At 65.5% G+C, this 18,966-nt stretch carries 18 protein-coding genes; 2 read left to right on the forward strand and 16 right to left on the reverse strand.

The genetic code is table 11. The annotated features are described in order from the left end of the window. Window positions 1-209, forward strand: a 209-nt coding sequence (locus RZ1_RS30755; protein ID WP_169918153.1) for a hypothetical protein, incomplete at its 5' end; no start/stop codon positions are given. An 820-nt stretch (window positions 210-1,029) separates the two neighbouring features. Here RZ1_RS30755 and RZ1_RS27830 read toward each other — a convergent pair. The 15 genes from RZ1_RS27830 to RZ1_RS27900 form a co-directional block, all read right to left on the reverse strand. Then, complete coding sequence (locus tag RZ1_RS27830; RefSeq protein ID WP_072816009.1) at window positions 1,030-1,761, reverse strand: GntR family transcriptional regulator; 732 nt, start codon at window positions 1,759-1,761, stop codon at window positions 1,030-1,032. Between the two features lie 145 nt (window positions 1,762-1,906). Further along, complete coding sequence (locus tag RZ1_RS27835; RefSeq protein ID WP_072816011.1) at window positions 1,907-3,127, reverse strand: MFS transporter; 1,221 nt, start codon at window positions 3,125-3,127, stop codon at window positions 1,907-1,909. Window positions 3,128-3,142: 15 nt separating this feature from the next. Continuing rightward, on the reverse strand, window positions 3,143-4,546 hold the full coding sequence (locus RZ1_RS27840) for an amidase (RefSeq protein ID WP_072816012.1): 1,404 nt from the start codon (window positions 4,544-4,546) through the stop codon (window positions 3,143-3,145). A 3-nt stretch (window positions 4,547-4,549) separates the two neighbouring features. Continuing rightward, the gene (locus tag RZ1_RS27845) at window positions 4,550-4,750 is read right to left on the reverse strand and encodes a hypothetical protein (protein WP_072816014.1); all 201 of its coding nucleotides are present in this window, start codon (window positions 4,748-4,750) and stop codon (window positions 4,550-4,552) included. 1 nt (window position 4,751) lies between these two features. After that, window positions 4,752-6,173, reverse strand: coding sequence for an amidase (locus RZ1_RS27850; protein ID WP_072816015.1), 1,422 nt, complete (start codon window positions 6,171-6,173; stop codon window positions 4,752-4,754). Then, the gene (locus RZ1_RS27855) at window positions 6,170-6,367 is read right to left on the reverse strand and encodes a hypothetical protein (RefSeq protein WP_072816017.1); all 198 of its coding nucleotides are present in this window, start codon (window positions 6,365-6,367) and stop codon (window positions 6,170-6,172) included. The genes RZ1_RS27850 and RZ1_RS27855 overlap by 4 nt, the downstream gene beginning before the upstream one ends. Before the next feature lie 76 nt (window positions 6,368-6,443). Continuing rightward, window positions 6,444-7,856: an amidase gene (locus RZ1_RS27860; RefSeq protein ID WP_238072008.1), complete on the reverse strand. Its 1,413-nt coding sequence runs from the start codon at window positions 7,854-7,856 to the stop codon at window positions 6,444-6,446. A gap of 28 nt (window positions 7,857-7,884) precedes the next feature. Then, on the reverse strand, window positions 7,885-8,082 hold the full coding sequence (locus RZ1_RS27865) for a hypothetical protein (protein ID WP_139282036.1): 198 nt from the start codon (window positions 8,080-8,082) through the stop codon (window positions 7,885-7,887). Between the two features lie 21 nt (window positions 8,083-8,103). Beyond that, window positions 8,104-9,159: an ABC transporter ATP-binding protein gene (locus RZ1_RS27870; RefSeq protein ID WP_068162604.1), complete on the reverse strand. Its 1,056-nt coding sequence runs from the start codon at window positions 9,157-9,159 to the stop codon at window positions 8,104-8,106. A 27-nt stretch (window positions 9,160-9,186) separates the two neighbouring features. Next, complete coding sequence (locus tag RZ1_RS27875; RefSeq protein ID WP_083583978.1) at window positions 9,187-10,143, reverse strand: ABC transporter permease; 957 nt, start codon at window positions 10,141-10,143, stop codon at window positions 9,187-9,189. Next, complete coding sequence (locus RZ1_RS27880) at window positions 10,140-11,084, reverse strand: ABC transporter permease (RefSeq protein WP_072816020.1); 945 nt, start codon at window positions 11,082-11,084, stop codon at window positions 10,140-10,142. The genes RZ1_RS27875 and RZ1_RS27880 overlap by 4 nt, the downstream gene beginning before the upstream one ends. Before the next feature lie 16 nt (window positions 11,085-11,100). Next, entirely contained in the window at window positions 11,101-12,588 is a 1,488-nt protein-coding gene (locus RZ1_RS27885) for an ABC transporter substrate-binding protein (protein ID WP_169918155.1), read from the reverse strand. A gap of 153 nt (window positions 12,589-12,741) precedes the next feature. Continuing rightward, entirely contained in the window at window positions 12,742-13,788 is a 1,047-nt protein-coding gene (locus tag RZ1_RS27890; RefSeq protein ID WP_082899985.1) for an ABC transporter ATP-binding protein, read from the reverse strand. A 273-nt stretch (window positions 13,789-14,061) separates the two neighbouring features. Further along, the gene (locus RZ1_RS27895; protein ID WP_072816024.1) at window positions 14,062-15,360 is read right to left on the reverse strand and encodes an MFS transporter; all 1,299 of its coding nucleotides are present in this window, start codon (window positions 15,358-15,360) and stop codon (window positions 14,062-14,064) included. A gap of 35 nt (window positions 15,361-15,395) precedes the next feature. Next, on the reverse strand, window positions 15,396-16,973 hold the full coding sequence (locus tag RZ1_RS27900; RefSeq protein WP_072816026.1) for an amidase family protein: 1,578 nt from the start codon (window positions 16,971-16,973) through the stop codon (window positions 15,396-15,398). Between the two features lie 288 nt (window positions 16,974-17,261). Here RZ1_RS27900 and RZ1_RS27905 point away from each other — a divergent pair, with 288 nt between their 5' ends. Continuing rightward, window positions 17,262-17,828, forward strand: coding sequence for a DinB family protein (locus RZ1_RS27905; protein WP_072816034.1), 567 nt, complete (start codon window positions 17,262-17,264; stop codon window positions 17,826-17,828). Window positions 17,829-18,106: 278 nt separating this feature from the next. On the opposite strand, the gene RZ1_RS27910 is transcribed toward RZ1_RS27905, so the two are convergent. Further along, a complete protein-coding gene (locus RZ1_RS27910; RefSeq protein WP_072816028.1) occupies window positions 18,107-18,868 on the reverse strand; it encodes a nucleotidyl transferase AbiEii/AbiGii toxin family protein in 762 nt (253 codons plus the stop codon). Window positions 18,869-18,966 lie beyond the last annotated feature (98 nt).

Genomic DNA, 18,966 nt, shown 5'->3' on the forward strand with positions numbered 1-18,966 from the left:
AGTTCACTGCCCTCAACCCTGCCGAACTCCAGGTGATCGATCCCGAGGTGGGTACGCTGTCCGAAGCTGCGACGATCGCAGCCCTGAAATCCCTTGGCGACGAACTTGCCGACGCGCTCGGGGCACTCAGGAAGGCTCGGGAGAACATGGCTGCGGTGGCGAACCGCGCTGATCAGATGTATCCGAAGGCAAAACCGCCGCGCCCATAACGGGTGTTCCGGAGCCATCACCTTCACGCTCGCTGAGTCACCAACATGAAATGACGAGGCGAATCGGTGAACGGCTTTTCCCACGGCTAGACGATTTGGAGTGACGCACGATCTGTCGTGAGCTTGCTCCCGTTGCGTCGGAAGTGTCGTCACACACCGGCCAAAACAGGCAGATGTGCGCGCGGACTCATCGAGGTCGACGAAGACTTGCCTGATCGAACGGCTGCCTCGGTGCTGCGTTCAGGCGGCCACCGGATCGAACGGGCTATTAGTGAACGCCACAAGACACCGCCAAGCGGGAACACCGCCCTGACCTGTGGTGCGCGGTGTGAACGTAGGAACTCGCGCCCTTTCAGAGTCTGCGGTAGCAGAACGTATCAGCGAGGTTTGCAGCATGGCTCCTTCTTACTTGCCCGCCGACTCCACTGGGTTCTCAACCATGCGTACTTCCGATTCCGGTTTCGGTATGGGGATCGACCGAGTAAGAGCGCACTTCGTGCCCGTCAGGATCGTAGGGAAGTGCAAGAAACCAGCCTTCGCAGCAAAATGCACTCCACCAGGTGCAGCATCTCGACTCCGACGAGTCGACCCTCTTCTTGGAACTCGACCGCCTACTCGTAAGCTATTCACGCCCAAGATTACTCGATCGATCACGTGAGGTCTCCGGGGCGGAGAGCTTCAAATGATGGATGCTCGTGAGCGTCGGGATCTGATCAATCCCCTTCGTGACGCTGACGCCCAGAAGCCCCTGCGAGGATCCTCGGCAAGGAATCACTCCGCGTGGCGGCAATGGCACTTGCCGATACGCCTGCCCCACAGTTCAGCGCTCGTGCAGCGAACGCATGGAGGTCCCCATCGTTATCCGATCCCCCCTGGCATGCGACATGCTGAATTCCACCGGCCGCTCGTCGAGGTTGTAGATGACTCGTTCGGTGTCGAGCAGCGCTGCGCCGGCCGTGACTCCCAAGAGTTGTGCGATGTGTTCGTCTGCCACGGATGCGCTGACGATGAGGTCGGTGTCGCCGACCAGTACGCGACCCATTCCTTCCAGGATCTCGTAGGGCGAGCGGTCGAGGTCGGCACCTTCGGTCAGCGCCGCGCTCAGCAGGTCCGCGGGCCACCACCCGCAGCGCAGGCTGAGCAGGCTGCCGTCGAGGAAGCTGAGCTGCTCGAACACGATGACGTCGTCCCCGTCGCCGACCTGCAGTTTGGCCGCGACGTGAGCGGGTGCGGGCATCAGTTCGAGGTGGGTGAGTTTGAAAGCGACCCGGTTCGGGCCGGCCTCGGAATTCTGCACCAGATCCCACGAATTCACGACGCGATGCCTGAATACTTCGGGGCAGACGACGAAAGTGCCTGCACCGCGCACTCTCTCGATGAGTCCTTGTTCGGTGAGGATGCGCAGCGCCTCGCGGATGGTGGCGCGTCCGACACCGTATCTGCCTTGAAGCCGGTCTTCGCCAGGAAGAGGGTTGTGCGCGAAGCGCCCCGACAGGACCTCCGCGCGCAGCAGGTCACGCACCCAGAAAAGCGCACCGATCTTCGAACGCACCGCGGTTCCCCCACTGTAAGGAGACACAGTCACCTCCACCTGCGACACAGACGACGACGCCGGCGGCAGGAGTCGTGAACTGCCGCCGGCCACCCAGTTTTCGTCGTCGGCGTTGCGGATGGTGGTCCGGATTGTGAAGATTTCGTCACGTGCGGGGTGGAAGCGTCTCCCCCACAGCCAACGCCAATACCAGCACGACCGCGAAACACACCGCGCACAAGGCCAGCGCTGCGGCCGACCCCAACGCCCCGATCGCTCCCCCGATCAGGATCGTGTAGAAGGTGAATCCGAAATCCTTCGAGATCCGATAGCTCGCCAGCCCCACCTGCGGACTGCTGGCCAGGTCCACGGCCATCGCGGGCGGCAGCGACATCATTCCGCCGCACGCGACGCCCAGCACGATGACGGCACCGATGAACAACGGCACGGATTCGAGATACAGCGCCGCCACTCCCGCCATGACCGCGCCCACTCCCAATGTCGAGGATGCGGCCAGGATCGGCCGTCTGCCCCGCCGGTCGGACGCAGAGCCGCCGACCGACATGATCACCACCTCCAGCAGGAACATGCACGACAGGACCACACCGATCCCCACGGAGGACAACCCGAAGTCCTCGACCGCCACCAACGGCAGCAGCGTGATCGCGAGCGCGCTCCGAACCCCCTGGCCGGTCGCGCCGAGACCGAGCCCCATCAGCGACCGTGGACGGAGGATGCCCGGCAACCGCGGCAGACTCAGCCGCGGGCGCTCCGCCGACGGGAAGCCGGCGCCGTGTTCGGGGATCACCCACCACACCCCGATTGCGCACAGCGCGGCCAGCACCCCGCACACGTGGAATGCGATGCGCAGACCGGTATCCCCGGTACCGATCGCAACGAGAGCGCCGCCTCCCAGCGGGCCGACCACCGAACCCAATGCCATGCACGCGGTGAACCGCCCCAGGGCCTTCCCCACATTGCCCGGACCCGCCATCGCGACCGCGGCCTGAGGTGCGGCCGAGGCGAAGAACGCCAGTCCGAGGCCCTGGAGCAGCCGGAACGATGCCATGACCGGCATGTTCGGCGACAGTGCCGAACCGAAGGAACCGATGCTCCACAACGCCATCCCGAAGCTGATCGAGCGGCGCGCCTCGATATACGGAAGCAGTCGCGTCCCGAAGATGTCCATCACGAAGACGATTGCGGTCAGAGATGCCACCGACAGACCCGCCTCGAAGGCGCTGGACCCCAGAGCAATCGCGAATCCGGCTGTCAGCGGTGCAGTGAGGCCCAGCGACAACCCTGCCAGCATCGAGAAGAAGTGGAAGCCGATCGGTAGCCCTTGCGGCGACGGTGTCTCATTTTCGACGACAAGCGACGTCGCCACGCCTGTCCTCCTTTCTCAGTGAACGGACACGTCGATGGGACGTCTTACAGGAGCGAGACTTTCGTACGCCGCAGCAGCACACAGCAGGGGCAGTTCGCTGAAGGGTCGTCCGATCAGCTGCATCCCGATCGGCATGCCGCCGGCGATTCCGACGGGCACGGCCACGGCGGGAAGGCCCAATTGATTGGCCGGTGCCGAGAACCGGCCGCTCGCGCGCGCCGAATCCTCGACCGTGCCGTCCGGCCACTCGATCGGGCCCAGCTCGACCGGTGGTGCGACGATCGGGGAGACCGGCGCTGCGAGACAATCGATTCCGTCGAACATGACCTTCCACGCATCCTGGATCAACGCACGGACCCGCAGAGCATCGATGTAGTCCGTGGCCATCACCAGCGAACCGGTTTCGATCGCCGTTCGCACCTGGTCGGTGTAGAGGTCGGCACGGTCGCGCAGCATCGTCCGGTGATACGCCGCCGCCTCGGCCCCGACGATGAGCCGCGAGACCGCCGCGAACTCGTCGGCGAACGGAATCTCCACCGAGACGGTGGTGGCCCCGAGCCCGACCAGTTCCTCCACCGCTCGCTCGACCGCCTCCTGAACTTCGGGTTGGACCCGGTCCGTGAAGTAGTTCTGCGGGATCCCGATGCGCAGCTCGACGTCTCGGCCGGCGGCGGCGAGCACTCCGTCGGCGTACGGAACCGGTGGCCGGTCGGCCGAGGCCGGGTCACCGGAGTCGTACCCGGCCATCGCGTCCAGGACATACGCGGAGTCGAGCGCCGTGCGCGTCAACGGGCCCAGATGGTCCAGCGACCACGAGAGCGACGTGACACCTCGCCGCGACACCAGCCCGTAGGTCGGTTTGATCCCGAAGACACCGCACGCGGCGGCGGGCATCCGGATCGATCCGCCGGTGTCGCTGCCGAGACCGACCATGCACTCTCCCGCGGCCACGGCGGCAGCGGAACCCCCGCTCGACCCACCGGGAATGTGGCCGGTGTTCCATGGATTTCGTGTGGTGGGAGTGATTCCCCCGTAGGCGAATTCGTGCGTGTGAGTCTTGCCGACCAGCACGGATCCGGCCCGTCGCAAATTGTCGACGGCGGCCGAATCACGATCGGGAACGTAATCGGCGCGAACCTTGGAGCTCGACGTCGTCGGGATTCCGTCCATATCGTAGAGATCCTTGACGCCGATGGGGATGCCGGCGAGCGGCCCCAACGGGACGCCCGCGCGTCGTGCCGCATCCACCTCTTCGGCCTGGCGAAGCGCGGCCTCGCCGGTCACCGCGACGAATGCGTTCAGGGCCGGCTCGACCTCGCCGATCCGGTCGAGGCTGGATTCGGTGAGTTCGACGGCGGTGAGCGAACCCTCCGCCATCCGCTGCGCGGCTTCCTGGATCGTGAGTTCATAGGGGCGCATCGTCTACACCCACTCCGGGTCGAACGCGGCGGCCGGCGCGACCTCACCCAGGTCGACCGCGCGCACCCGCGCTGCCGCCTGCCACATGTCCTCGACCGAGGCCTTCAGAGCATCGATCCGCTCGGGGGTCAGGTCCAGCCCGGCGACCGCAGCCAGGACCGCGATCTTCTCCGCGGTGCCCGCGAGAGTTCGTGTTTCCGGCATGTCATTCCTCCGATGCGGCAGCGACGAGTTGCCGGCCGGGAACGCGTTCGTGCCAGGTGGTTCGACGCTGATATGCGTCGCCGACGCGGAGCACGGTCCCATCCTCGAAATGGCGGCCGATGATCTGCATTCCGAACGGCATACCAGTCGTCGAGAGCCCCATCGGCACCGACAGCGCCGGGTTGCCCGAGCCGTTCCAGTAGTTCGTCTTCAGCGCCACGAAACGCTCCCCCTGCAGCGAATCGAGGCTGTCCATCAGGAACGCCGACACCGTGGCGGTCGGGGTGATCACCAGGTCCACCGTGGTGTAGAGCTCGGTGAGTGCTCGCTGGACGACCCGCCGGACTCGTTGCGCTTGAACGTATTCGGCTGCGGTGTAGAACGCGCCTCCGCTCACCCCTCGGCGTGTCGAGCGGAAGTAGTCGTCCCACCGTGCGGCCAGATCGTCCGCGTGATACGCGAAGGACTCGGATCGCGACGTGATCCGCGCCGCCGAGCAGAGTTCCTCGTAGTACGGCACCTGGACTTCGACGACGGTCGCCCCCAGAGATTCGAGAACTTCGGCGGCGGCACGCAGCGCGGCGTAGACCTCCGGCTCGTCGAAGGAGGAGGGGAACCGCTCGAGCGTGTCGATTCCGATGCGCAGTCCGGTGAGATCGGGCTGGAGCATTCCGACATAGTCGGGAATCGCGACATCGGCGCTGCAGGCGTCGCCCGCGTCGAACCCGGCCAGGGCGTTCAGCATGATCGCGCAGTCCTCGGCCGTCCGGGCCATCGGCCCGATGTTGTCGAGGCTGTAGGCGAGCGGGACACATCCCGACTTCGGCACCAGCCCGAACGTCGGCTTGTGCCCCGAGATGCCGCAGAACGCGGCCGGCATCCGGATGCTGCCGCCGGTGTCGGTGCCCAGTCCCCCGAGAAAGGCGCCGACGACGACACCGCTGCCTGTGCCGGAACTGGATCCTCCGGCCCATCTCGTCGTGTCCCAGGGATTGACGGGAATCGGGAACGGCTTGTCCGAATCGGGGACGCCGGTCGCGAACTCCATGGTGGTGCTCTTGCCGGTGATGACGCCGCCGGCCGAGCGCAGCCGGGCGACCACGGGCGCATCGCCGAGTGCCGCGGACCATTCCGCGTCGAGCACCAGGCTCTGCGCGGTGGTCGGGGCGCCTTCGGTCGCGATGATGTCCTTGACGCCCAGCGGAATGCCCGCGAGCGGTCCCGGGTCCTGCCCGGCCTTCAGCGCGGCGTCGGTCTTCTCGGCCGCGGCGCGCGCTTCGTCGTCGAAACGCCGCAGGTAGACACCGATCTCGGTGTCGGTCCGATCGGCGTTGGCGATCGATTCCTCCACCAGTTCGACGGCCGTGATCTCACCGCTGCGCAGCTGGGCGGCGCTCCCTGCGATCGTCCGGTAGGTGGTCATGCGGTCACCGTCCCGACCCGCAGCACGACGGCCGGCTCCTCGTAGCGCGTCTGGGCCATCGACCGGACGCGATCGGCGTGGAAGCGGGACTGCTCGAACGCCTCGACCAGGTACGGAACCTCGTCGTCGGGGATCGTCAGTCCTGCGAGCGCCAGCATCTCGAGCGTTCGGGCCTTCGAAACGTCTTGATCCATCGATCCTCCATTCATCGGTCTGGGTCGGCACTGCGAGCTCCGCCCGGTGTGTGCGGGCACCGGGCGGAGCTCGTTCTCACACGGCGGCGGGCTGAGCGATCGGCGGCACCAGCAGGTGCCAGTCGGTGACACGTTGCAGGGCGTCGGCGACCTTGAGGACAGTCGCTTCGGCGAACGGCTTACCGATGATCTGCATCGACATGGGCAGTCCGTCGGCGCTGAGTCCGACCGGAATCGCGACCGCGGGCAGACCGGTGAGATTCCAGTGGCCGGTGTAGCTGGGCTGGCTGAGTCGCTTGCTGACGTCCATCGTGTCGGCGCGCTCCGCCGGTGTGACCGCGGCGGGCGTGACGATGACGTCGTGCTCACGGAACAGCGAGGCAACTTCCGCGGAGAATGCGGTCCGCAGCCTGTTCGCCTGCATCACGTCGGCGGACGAGAAGAAAGCGCCACGGGCGAGTGAGGGGCGGGTGAAGGCACCGTAGTCGGTCCAGCGCGAGACGAGGTTGTTGCGGTGGTAGGCGAACGCCTCCGCGACCAGGATGATGTGGTTGGCTTCCTTGGCCTCCGCCGCGTAGGGCAGGCTCGTCTCGGCCACGGCCGCACCCATCTCGCCGAGCCGGCCGACTGCTGCCAGGACCGCGTCGCGCACCTCGGGATCGAGCATCTCGTGGTCGAAGAAGTACGGCATCGGGAGCGCGATCTTCAGCGCGTCGACGTCCCCGTCGAGCTGCGTGGAGTACACCGGCACGGGTACGTCGGCAGCGTTCGGGTCGCTGGGATCGAACCCGGCCATCACCTCGAGCATGAGAGCGCAGTCGTACGCGCTGCGGGCCATCGGCCCGATGCTGTCGAGGCTGTACCCGAGCGGAACCACCCCGCTCTTCGGCACACGCCCGAAGGTCACCTTCAGGCCGGTGTGGCCGTTCGCGGCCGCGGGACCGCGCACCGAACCGCCGGTGTCGGTTCCGAGACCACCGAGCGCCAATCCCGCCGCGACGGCGATCCCGGTGCCCGAACTCGAACCCGCCGGCGTGTGCGCCACGTTCCACGGGTTGTGCGGCACGAGAAAGCCCTTGTCCGGGTCCGGAAGTCCGAGCGCGAACTCGCTCGTGGTCGTCTTGCCCACGAACACCGACCCGGCGGCCCGCAGACGTGCCGCGACCGGAGCCTCGTGGTCCGGGCACCAGCCACCGTCGAGGATGCGGCTGTTGGCCGTGGTACCGGCTCCCCGCATCGCGATGATGTCCTTGACCGCGAGCGGAATTCCCTGCAGCGGGCCGGTGTCCTTCCCCGCAGCCAGATCGACGTCTGCGCGGGCCGCCTGTTCGAGGGCCTGGTCCTTGGTGACGGTGACATAGGCACCGAGTTCGTCGTTGAGCCGCTCGACCCGGGCGAGCACGGCTTCGGTGATCGCCACCGACGTCGTCTCGCCCGTTCGCAGCGCCTCCGCGGCTTCTTTGATGGTGAGCGGAATATCGCTTGTCACAGGAGTTTTCCTTTCTGAGCTTCAGCGCCTACACGGGAAGAAATGCAGTCCTCGAATCGAAGGTCACAGCCGGCTCGACGAATTCGAGTTCCGGGAGGTACAGCGAGTCCGCCGCTGCCCGCATGACCGGATAGTCCCTGACCATGGTGTCGAACTCGTGTGCGTCCACGGTCAGCTGCGCGGCCGACAGAAGCGCCGCGACCATGTCGTTCGGTGAAACAGCCATCATTGATGCCCTTTCTCGATTTCACTGCTGGGAAACTCCTGGAAGAAGCTCGACGAGGTCGCGCGCACCTCCCTCCGGGTACAGGTGGCAAGCGACGGTGTGCCCGCTCGACACCTCGACCTGCACCGGCGCCTCGCTCGCGCACCGGTCGTGAGCGAACGAGCATCGGGTCCGGAACCGGCACCCACTCGGAGGGTTCAGCGGGCTCGGGATCTCCCCCGCGTCGACGGCCTCCGGATCGTCGCGCCGGCTCTCGTCGGGATCGAGATTGGGAATGGAGGAGAACAGCAGCTGGGTGTAGGGATGCAGAGGATGCTCGTAGAGGTCCGACGCGGCACCGGATTCGACGACCTGCCCCAGATACATCACCGCGATGCGATCGCTGATGTACTCGATCACGTTGAGATCGTGACTGATGAAGACGTACGTGAGTCCGTACTCTTCCTGCAGGTCCTCGAGGAGGTTCAGCACCTGGGCCTGAATCGACTTGTCGAGTGCCGACACCGCCTCGTCCAGGACGATCAGCTTGGGCTGCAACGCAAGTGCGCGAGCGATGTTCACGCGCTGGCGCTGCCCGCCGCTGAGTTGATGCGGGTAGTTACCGGCGTAGTTGCTCGGCAGACCCACGTCCGCCATGACCTTCGCGACGCGGCGGTCGATCTCGTCGGCGGCGACACCCTGTACCCGCAGCGGGAAGGCGATCGACTCGCTGATCGTGGCCCGGGGATTGAGAGCGGACGACGGGTCCTGGAACACCATCTGCATCTGTTCGACGGCGGCGCGGTCGCGCTTTCCGGTGGTCGAGATCTGCTTGCCGTCGAAGATGATCTCACCGTTGCTCGCCGTGTGGAGACCGACGATGATCCGGGCGAGTGTCGATTTGCCACAACCCGATTCGCCGACGATGCCGAGGGTGGTGCCCTCGTCGACCGAAAGCGACACGTGGTCCACGGCCGAGAGCGAACGAGTCTTGAATCCGTCCCGAACCGGGAACGACTTGGAGACGTCGAGGATTTCCAGAACCGGGTGCCGCGACTTCGGCGTGGAGACATCGGGGTTTTCAGTCGTGATGGTCATTGCACGCTCCTTCCGTCGATCGTCTTGTCACAGACGCGAATCCATTGCTTCGCGAAGGGCGTCGCTCGCCATGTTGAACGCGACCGAGGCGAGGAAGATGAAGATGCCCGGAATCATGGCCACCAGCGGTTCGACGTAGAGCGCGCCGCGCATGCTGTTGAGCATGTAGCCCCATTCCGGCGCCGGCGGCGGGGAACCCAAGCCGAGGAAGCTCAGGCTCGCCGCGGTGATCATCGCGACGCCGACCAGGCCGGACGAGTAGACGATGATGTCGTTCAGCACGTTCGGCAGCACTTGGCTGCGGGCGATCCGGATGCGCGACGCTCCGGTCAGGCGGGCGGCCTCGATGTACTCGCGGGAGACCACCCGCCGGGTCGCGGATTCCGCGACACGTGCAACCGGGGGGATGAACACGATCGTCACCGCGATCACCGTGTTGGTCAGCCCGGGACCGAGGGAGGCACCGACCGCGATGGCCAGCAGGATGGCCGGGAATGCGTACAGCACATCCATTGCGCGCATCAGGGCGCTGCCGATCAGCCCACTGATCATGCCGGCCGTGACGCCGATCGCGGTGCCGATCAGTGCCGCGACGAGGGTGGGCACGAAGCCGGCCACCAGTGACAGCCGTCCGCCGTAGACGATGCGGGCGAACATGTCCCGGCCCTGTTCGTCGGTACCGAGCACGTGCCCTCCGCTGAACACCCCGAGCAGGCGGTCGGCGGGGTTACCGACGAGCGGGTCGTAGCTCGTGATCAGCGGCGCGAAGATCGCCGCGAGGACCAGGAGCAGCACGACGCCCGCCGCGCTGACCCCGACCTTGTTGGAGAGGAACCGCCGGCCCGTCTCCTTCCAGAACGACTGGCTGCGGACGCTCTCTTCCTCGGCCAGCCATGCTTCGCGGAGTCGCTCCGCCTCCACCTTCGATTCGGTCGTCGGCGCGCTGCCGGCGAGTGGACCTTGTTGCAGGAGAAGTGTGGTCATGCGACACCAGCTCTCACTCGGGGATCGATGGCCGCCTGTGCGAGATCGACCGCCAGGTTGATCAGGACGAAGCACAGTGCGATCACGAGGGTCGCGCCCTGGACGACGAGCAGGTCACGCGACGAGATCGCGTTGAATACGAGCATTCCCATACCGGGCCAGCGGAAGATCGTCTCCACCAGAACCGATCCGCCGAGCAGCGCACCGATCTGAACACCGGACGTGGTGAGCACCGGGGAGATCGCGTTCCGCATCACGTGCCGGTTGATCTGTGTGGAACTCAGGCCCTTCGCTCGAAGTGTCTCGATGAAGTCCGAGCTGTACACGTCGACGACGCTCGCCCGGGTCACCCGGGCCGTGATCGCCATCGTGACCAGCGATCCGGCGAGAACGGGAAGGGTCAGGTGCCGCAGCGCCGTACCGATTCCCTCGTCCAGAACCGCCCCACCGGACGGGAACCACTTCAACCCTCCGGAGAACACCGCCAGGAGCACGATCGCCAGGAAGAACGACGGGATGCTCAGGCCGGACAGGCTGATCACCGACACCACCCGATCCACTACGGAACCCCGGCGGACACCTGCGACGAATCCGATTGCGACGCCGGCGACGATGCCGAACACCGCGGAGGCGAGAGCCAGGACGAGCGTGTTGCCGATCGCCTGGGTCAGCAGGTCGAGGACTTCCCTGCGCCGTTGCAGGGAGTAGCCGAGATCGCCTTGGAAGGCCGAGGTCAGCCAGTCGAGATAGCGGACCGGCAGGGATCGGTCGAGGCCGAGTTCGGCCCGCATTGCCTGACGTTCGGCATCGGTCGAATCCTCGGTCATGAAGGACGCGACCGGGTCACCCGGCAGGACCTGCATGAGCAGGAAGACGACGATGGATACACCGAAGAGCGTGGGCACCGCCAGCGCGGTACGTCTCAAGATCACCGAGAGCATTGACTCCCCCTCGAAGCTATTCCATGGAGATGGTGGTGAAATCCACCCACCAGGACTGCGGATGTACGTAGCCCTGAACCCTGGGCGAGAGCACGCGCAGGTTCAGATCGTGCATCCAGAACAAGAAGTCGGCATTGTCGACGGCCGCACCCATCATGTCCTGGAGATAGCGGTCCTGCTCGGCCACATCGGGCTGCTGCGCGGCGGTGAGCAGTGCGTCCGTGGCCTTCTGGTTGCACATACCCGCCGCATTGGGCGAACCGCCGGGGAGGACACACATGAAGGCGGTCGAATACAGCGACGGCATCATGCCCGCCGCCGGCGACGCCCAGAGGATGTCGATGTGCTGCCACTGCGGCTTGTCGAGCCCTTCGAGGCTCGCGGTGAGCAGCGTGTTCCACTCCATCGGTTCGAGCGTCACGTCGACCCCGATCGCCGCGAAGTCCGCCTGCAGCTTCTGCATCATCACGTCGGGGAACATGTTCCCGGAGCCACCCGTCGGGTAGGCCATCGTCAGCTTCAGTGTTCCCGGCTGGGTTCCCGACTCGGCCAGGAGCTTCTTGGCCTTCTCGACGTCGTAGGTGTACCCGGAGTTGTTGTCCACGTCGAAGGCGGGATGACCGTCGTACACCCATTGCGAGGCCGGGTAGCCCACATCGTTGATCAGCGCGGCAGTGCCTTCACGATCCAGCGCGAAGTTCAGTGCTTGCCGGAGCGCCACGTTGTCCTTGAACGGTGCCCGGAACTGGTTGAACCGCGGCATGATTCCGTGCGGGTACTTGCCGAGCTGAATGTTGAAGCCTTCCGCTTCGAGCTGGGCGAGCGAATCCGGTGCCGGCACTTCGGCCCAGTCCACTTCACCGGAGGTCAGCGCGGCGAACCGCGACGCGGCCTCGGCCTGCGGGTAGAGAACGATCTTGTCGAGCTTCGGAACATTGCCCCAGTAGTCGTCGTTGCGGGTCAGCTCCATCACTTCGCCGTCGACGTACTCGGTCATGACGAACGGCCCGGTTCCCGTCGCGGACTGGTTGTAGGCGTCGTTGCCGACTTCCTCGACCTTGGTCGGGCTGGGAATGTAGATCGACGCCACGTCCCACGGCACCCACGCGTAGGGCTGCGAGGTCCGGATCGTGACGGTGTAGTCGTCGACCTTCTCCCAGCCGGTGATGAACCGGAACGCAGCGGCGCCGCGTCCGGCATCGGTGGCGGAATAGTATTCGAAGTCGGGCTTGCGCATCCGATCGAACTGGAAGATGACCGCATCGGCGTTGAAGTCCGTGCCGTCGTGGAACTTGACGCCCTGTCGCAACTTGAACGTCCAGGCGGTCAGATCCTCACTCGGCTCCCACGATTCGGCCAGAGACGGTTGCGGCGTCGGAAGTTCCTCGGCCTGATCGAGATTCAGCCGGGTCAAGGCATCGTAGATGTTGTTCCCGACGAATCGGTAGCCCTCGTAGCCTTCGTTCGGCGGAGTCGAGGGGTAGGGAATGTTTCCCGCCGACATCGCGATCCGCAGAACCTGGTCCCCACCGTCGGACCCGCTTCCGGAACCACACGCGGTGAGTGCGATCGTTCCAGCGAGGCCGAGGGCCAGAAGCCGTAGCCGCCGAGGCGTAGAGGCGCGGCTGCCACGGCGCACCAATCCTATCCGCATACGTCAGTTCTCCCTGGTACTGAGTGCCATCACGGCACGTGGACTGAAAACACAGCGACTGAATCGCTCTTCGCCGACCTCCGCCAATGCCGGTAGCTCCGACCAGCATTCCGAGACGGCGTCCGGGCATCGCGGCGCGAACGAACAACCCGGCGGAAGCCGCTTCAAGCTCGGCGGCGCCCCGATGATCGCCCGCGGACGCGAATCCTGCCCGGGTCGGACATTGGCTTCGATCAGCCCTTCGGTGTAAGGGTGCTGCGGATTCGTCAGCACCGCCTTCGCCGTGCCGTATTCGACGATCCGCCCGGCGTACATCACCGCCACGTTGTCGGCCAGTTCGGCCGCAACACCGAGGTCGTGAGTGACCACGACGAGTCCCATGTCGGCTTCCATCTGAATCCGGCGGAACAGCCGGATCATCCGGGCCTGCACGGTGACATCCAGAGCGGTGGTGGGTTCGTCCGCAAGCAACACCTGCGGGGTTCCCGCGATCGCCATCGCGATCACGATGCGTTGCCGCATGCCGCCGCTCAACTCGGACGGGTATGCCTTCAATCGCGTTTCCGGCGACGGAATCTGGACGAGTTCGAGCAGTTCCAGTGCCCGTGCCCGGGCACGAGAACGCGACATCTTCTGGTGGACGAGAATCGTCTCGACCAACTGCTGCTCGACGGTGTAGACCGGATCGAGCGCGGTGAGCGGGTCCTGGAAGACCATCGCGACGTCTCGTCCGCGAACTCGCCGGCGCTCCCGGCTGCTCATCGCGAGCAGGTCCCGTCCGGCAAGTCGCACTTCACCTTCGATCAAGGTTCCCGCCGGCTGGATGCCGAGAATCGAGCGGAGCATTGCGCTCTTGCCGCTACCCGACTCCCCGATCACGGCGAGGACCTCACCGCGTTGCACCGAGAACGAGACACCGTTGACCGCTCGCAGATTCCCTTTCTCCGTGCGGAACTCGGTGACGAGGTCGCGAACTTCGAGGGCCGGTGCAGAGACGCGCAACTGATCTCCGGTCGCAACAACCGGCTCCTTCACGACTGCCTGGCTCATCTACTCACCCTTCCTTTCACGTTGCCGCTGATATGTGGGGCGGAATCCTCGATGACGGACGTCTTCGCGTCCGTGTCACTCGCTTCATCGCGGCCGGCATCGTCGCAGCACCGAACGAAGGAGAAGAATGCATCTTCCGTGGGCATCCGATTATCGTGAAATAATCGGGCCCGCTTGACCTTTCGAGGATCAATATTCCAGAGCGTTGTTTCTTGAAACCGCACCGCGTGTTACGGAACCGGTCATTTCGTAACAATCGGACTGATCTCGCGTTCAGACGCGCGATTTCGTTCCTGTCGAAATTATCGACGTGATCTCGGTCGCATTTGCGAAATCGGGATTGACGGTCACGTCTTCACTTTCGCCAGAATCGCGCTTTCGGGCCCCGGCGAGCAGTACAGCACCGACGAGAAGCGCGCACGCGATCATCGATACCCCCGCGGTCACGACAGCGAGTGGAATTCCGAGGAGCTCGGACAGACCGCCCGTCGCGGTCGATCCGAGTGCGGCTCCGGTGAAGAACACCATCATGTACAACGACATGACCCGCCCGCGCACCCAGTCCGGGCTGGATATCTGGACCCGGGTGTTGACCGCGACCACGAAGTACATCAGGGCGATCCCGGTCGGCAGCAGCATCGCCGCGAACAGCTCGTAGGTCGGCATGGCACCGAGGACGCACTCGCAGACACCCGCGGCGGCAGCAGCACCGAAGACGGTCCGCCGCTTCGGTATTCCCGACCGGAGATTCGATACGAGCGCGCCGATGACGGAACCGATCGCCATTGCCGACGTCAGCATGCCGAATGCAAGGGCCCCGCGATCGAACAGCTCACCCGCCGCGAGCGGGATGAACACCTGGATGCCGTTGAGGCCGAGAGCACTGATGAATCCTGCGATGAGGAGCAACCCGACCAGGTCCCTCGACGCCAGCACGTACCGGATCCCTTCCCTGAGCTGCCCCTTCTCGCGCGGCACCCGCCCACCTCCGGGGACACTGCGGCCGATCGAATACAGCGACGCGATAATTCCCAGCGACGCCACGACATGCAGCAGGAATACGGTCCAGGTCGCGGTGACCACCATGAGGCCGCCTGCTACTGCCGGCCCGATCAAACGCGCCGAATTGAATGCCGCGGAATTCAGTCCGACCGCATTTCCGATGAATTCGGGATCCACGACGAGATCGGAGACGAAAGTCTGACGAATAGGTGCGTCGAAGGCCGTCACAATTCCCACGATTGCGGCGAGCACGTACATGATCGGAAGCGACATCAGCCCGGCGAAATCGAGGACCGCCATTACGGCGCTGACCGCACTGATGGCGCATTGCGTGACGAGCAGAATCTTCGCTCTGCTGAACCTGTCCCCCACCAGACCTGCGTACAAGCCGAACACGAGGGTCGGAGCGAACTGAAGGAACGCAACGACCCCCAGCGCGACGCCGTTGCCGCCCGAGAGTTGCATGACGACCCAGATCTGGGCCGTCCGCTGCATCCACACGCCGATATTGCTGACGAAACTTCCCCAGAAATAGCGGCGATAGTTCGGGACCGTGAGTGACCGGAACACCCGCCCCTCGTGTCGTGCGGAGTCGCTCCGGCGCCTCATACGGTCACGGTCGCTCGTGCGCTCGACACCAACTCTTCCTGGAGGTCGGGCTTCGCCTGCTCGAAGGCGTATGCGATGCGAAGCAGGGTTCCTTCGTCGAAGAAGCGTCCCACGAGCTGCATGCTCGCGGGCAGACCGCCGATCATTCCGCACGGCACCGCGAGCGCGGGATGACCGGTGTAGTTGAACGGCCGGGTGTTCCGGACCGCCTTACCGACGACCGCACCGCCCAGCTTGACCGCGAGCGCCTCCCCGGGCGCGGGTGCTTCGTACTCGGGCGCCGTCGTGAGGGTCGTCGGCATCACGAGTGCGTCGATGCCGGTCAGGACACGATCGAACTCGCCGATCACCTGGCCGCGCATGTTCTGCGACTTCGCGTAGACGCGCCCGCCGTACAGTCGCCGGCTGAAGTCGGCGACGAGATAGTTGAGCTTGATCCGCGGATCCAGCCCGTCGGCGTCGTTCGCCCACATCCGGTTGATCGCCTCGATGTTCGCGGCCGGATACCACGTTCGTGTGAACGCCCCGAAGAAGCCGGTGTCGAACACCGCCCGGGCGCCTTCGGGCATCAACGCCGTCTGGGCACGCGAGGCCCAGGCGAACGCGGGGACGGACACTTCGACGACCTCGGCGCCGAGGCCGGCCAGGACCTCGGCGGCCGCCGACACCGATGCGGCCACCTCGGGATCGGCTCCCGCGAACCCGTCGGTCAGGATTCCGATGCGCAGCCCCTCGACACCGCCCTCGAGCCCGGACAGAACGTCGAAGCACTCGGGTGTCGCCGCGGACTGCCGCGGGTCGAGACCGTCACGCCCGGCGACCGCCTGGAATGCGGACGCGGCCAGCCGCACGGACCGGGTCAGGGGTCCGACGTAGTCGACGCTCTGATCCGAGCCGAACCCCGCGCCGAAGTGCGAGATCGCACCGAAGGTCGGCTTCAGGCCGACCGTGCCGGACCACGACGCCGGGATGCGGATGGAACCACCCTGGTCGCCTCCGAACGAGATGTCGACGTCTCCGATCGCCACGGCGGCGGCCGATCCGGACGAGGAACCACCCGAAAGACGGTTGTGGTCATGGGGATTGAGAACTCGACCGAAGTCGCCGATCCCTCCACCGAAGCCGAATCCGCCACCGAGACCGTCCATGACGTTCTTCCCGACGATCGTCGCGCCGGCTGCCAGGGTGCGCGACACGATCGTGGCGTCGTAGTCCGCGATGTTGCCCTCGAGGGCCTGCAGTCCGTATGCCGTCGGTGTCCCGGCCACGGCGATGTGGTCCTTGAAACTGACGGTGGTTCCGTGGAGCAGTCCCTCCTCGGCACCTTCGATGTGTGTTTTCCACATCCAGGCGTTGAGCGGATCCTCCGCTTCGCTCGGCCGACACCCGGCCGGCCGGGCCGTCGCGAACTGCGGCGCCGGATCCTCGGGCAGGTCCGAACCGAGAAACGCGTCGAACTCCTCGAGAAGATTCCCCAGATGGCTCTGGTACACCTCCGCCTCTGCTGACGTGATTCCGATTCCCAGGCGCTCCGCGACGCCGATGATCTCGTCGATTCCAGGTCTTCCGGCCATCTTCACCTCCCAGTTGGTTGAGGGAAAGGTGCGTCAGTCGCGGCCGGATTTCCACCGCTGCACGGGTCTGCACTGTTACGCCAGTGCAACAATTTTCGCCGCAGGTCCTGACCTGCGCGTTTGCGCCGCGATGGCGGCGCGCGCTGCCACGTCCGCCGGGTAACCGCCGTCACAACCGCACGCAGTCCTTCGGGATCCGCGTGCCGAATAGACACAAACCTCCGTCCTGGCCCTGAGCGGATGTCCGATCGGCGCGCGAACCCGACCACCTTCCGGAACAGTGGGTTCATGAACGCATTCGACCTGAACCATTCGCTGCGCGAGCAGTGGGAATTCCACTGGAACCACCAGATCCGAGCCAGGCTCGAAGGCCTCACCGACGACGAATACTTCTGGTCGCCGGTGCCCGAGGCGTGGAGCGTGCGCCCGCGGGGCACGTCGACCGCACCGGTTCAGGCCGGTTCCGGCGACTTCACCATCGACTTCGCCTTCCCCGAACCCGAACCGGCACCGTTCACGACGATCGCGTGGCGGCTCGGGCACGTCATCGTCGGGGTGCTCGCCGCCCGCAACGCGTCGCACTTCGGTGCCCCACCGGCGTCGTACGACTCGTGGGAGTACGCAGGCAGCGCAGCCACTGCGCTCGACCAGCTCGAAACGCAGATCGACGTGTGGCTGGCCGGGGTCCGGGATCTCGGCGACGACGGATTGCTGGTCCCGGTCGGCGACAAGGAACCGTATCCGGAGCTGAGCACGGCGGATCTGGTGCTGCACATCCACCGCGAGTTGATCCATCATCTGTCGGAGGTGGCACTGCTCCGCGACCTGTATGCGCACACGCACCGCACCGCCTGACCCGGTCGGATGACCACGCGAACAGCCTCCCGTGCTTCCCGTCGGCGATGGTGTCGGTGGCAGGGCCGATCCGGAACTGTCGGCACGGTTCGCGTTCGCTCGCTGCGCCGAGACCTCGCGAGCTGATGGGATTCTTCTCTAACCGAGGACCGGCACGCACGAAACCTGTTGCATGGAAGCGTCTTCGACGCATGCAGGTGAGGGTCTGCGGCCAGGGACACAGGGTGCAATGCTGGTGCGCGAGCTACAGTGCCGTGCCCCACGTCCCATCGTTCTCCCTACATAGGGTCGAGGTGAGTGGCGCGCGCCCATGCGTCACGGACAGTTGCGAGTGCCGACGCGGCCGTCACGGTCAGGTGGGTTTGTCCGGCCAATTGGGATCTCCAGTCCGTTTCGCTGGGTGGACTTTCGAACAGATGAATGCCGGGCACCCTGTTGGTGGGCCCGTGTCGTCGGAACAACCGAGCAGCCTCATCGTCGATTGCTCCGATTCCGGCCAACGCCCACAAGTCCCACAGGTCACGTGACGCGCGCCGATCGTGCCAGGTCGCGGTTTTCCCGGCAGCAAAGGAAGGCAACGTGGGCACCATCAAGGCCGCAGGCGGTGCGTCGCTGTAGCGCTGTTCCAGCATCCGAGTTTCCGCAGGCCACACTGTCCGATCTCGGGAGGACAGCAGCTGGATCTTGACGGACAAGCCACTGGCGGTACAGAGGTTCGCCGCCTCGGTGTCTCGAACGGCGGCGAGCGCGGGCGCCCAAGACAGACGACCTAGGGTGCGTGCGACTGCGCGCTCGAGTGCAGCATCGAGATCGGCCGCCAACGTGGTGCGGTTTCCCAGAGCAACGATGTCGATGTCCTCACTGAGACGACCGTTCGGGAGATGAGTACGCGCGAGTGCGGTGCCGCCGATGAAATGCACCTGGTCGGCAAAACGATCCGCGATCGCCGCAAGTAGATGCGAGATGAGGTGGTCCCGCTCGACCTGTTCGGGCGACACTCCGAACTCTGCGGCGACAGCATCTCGTTCGTTGAGGTTCACGACTGCGCCGCCCAGATCTCTGCGCGACGCAATGCTGCGACGAGGCGCTGCGGCTCTGCGAGTTGCGCGAGCCGGTCCGGGTCGCTGCGGCGGTAGAG

The sequence above is a fragment of the Rhodococcus zopfii NBRC 100606 = JCM 9919 genome, assembly GCF_001895025.1.
Lineage (GTDB): Bacteria > Actinomycetota > Actinomycetes > Mycobacteriales > Mycobacteriaceae > Rhodococcus > Rhodococcus zopfii.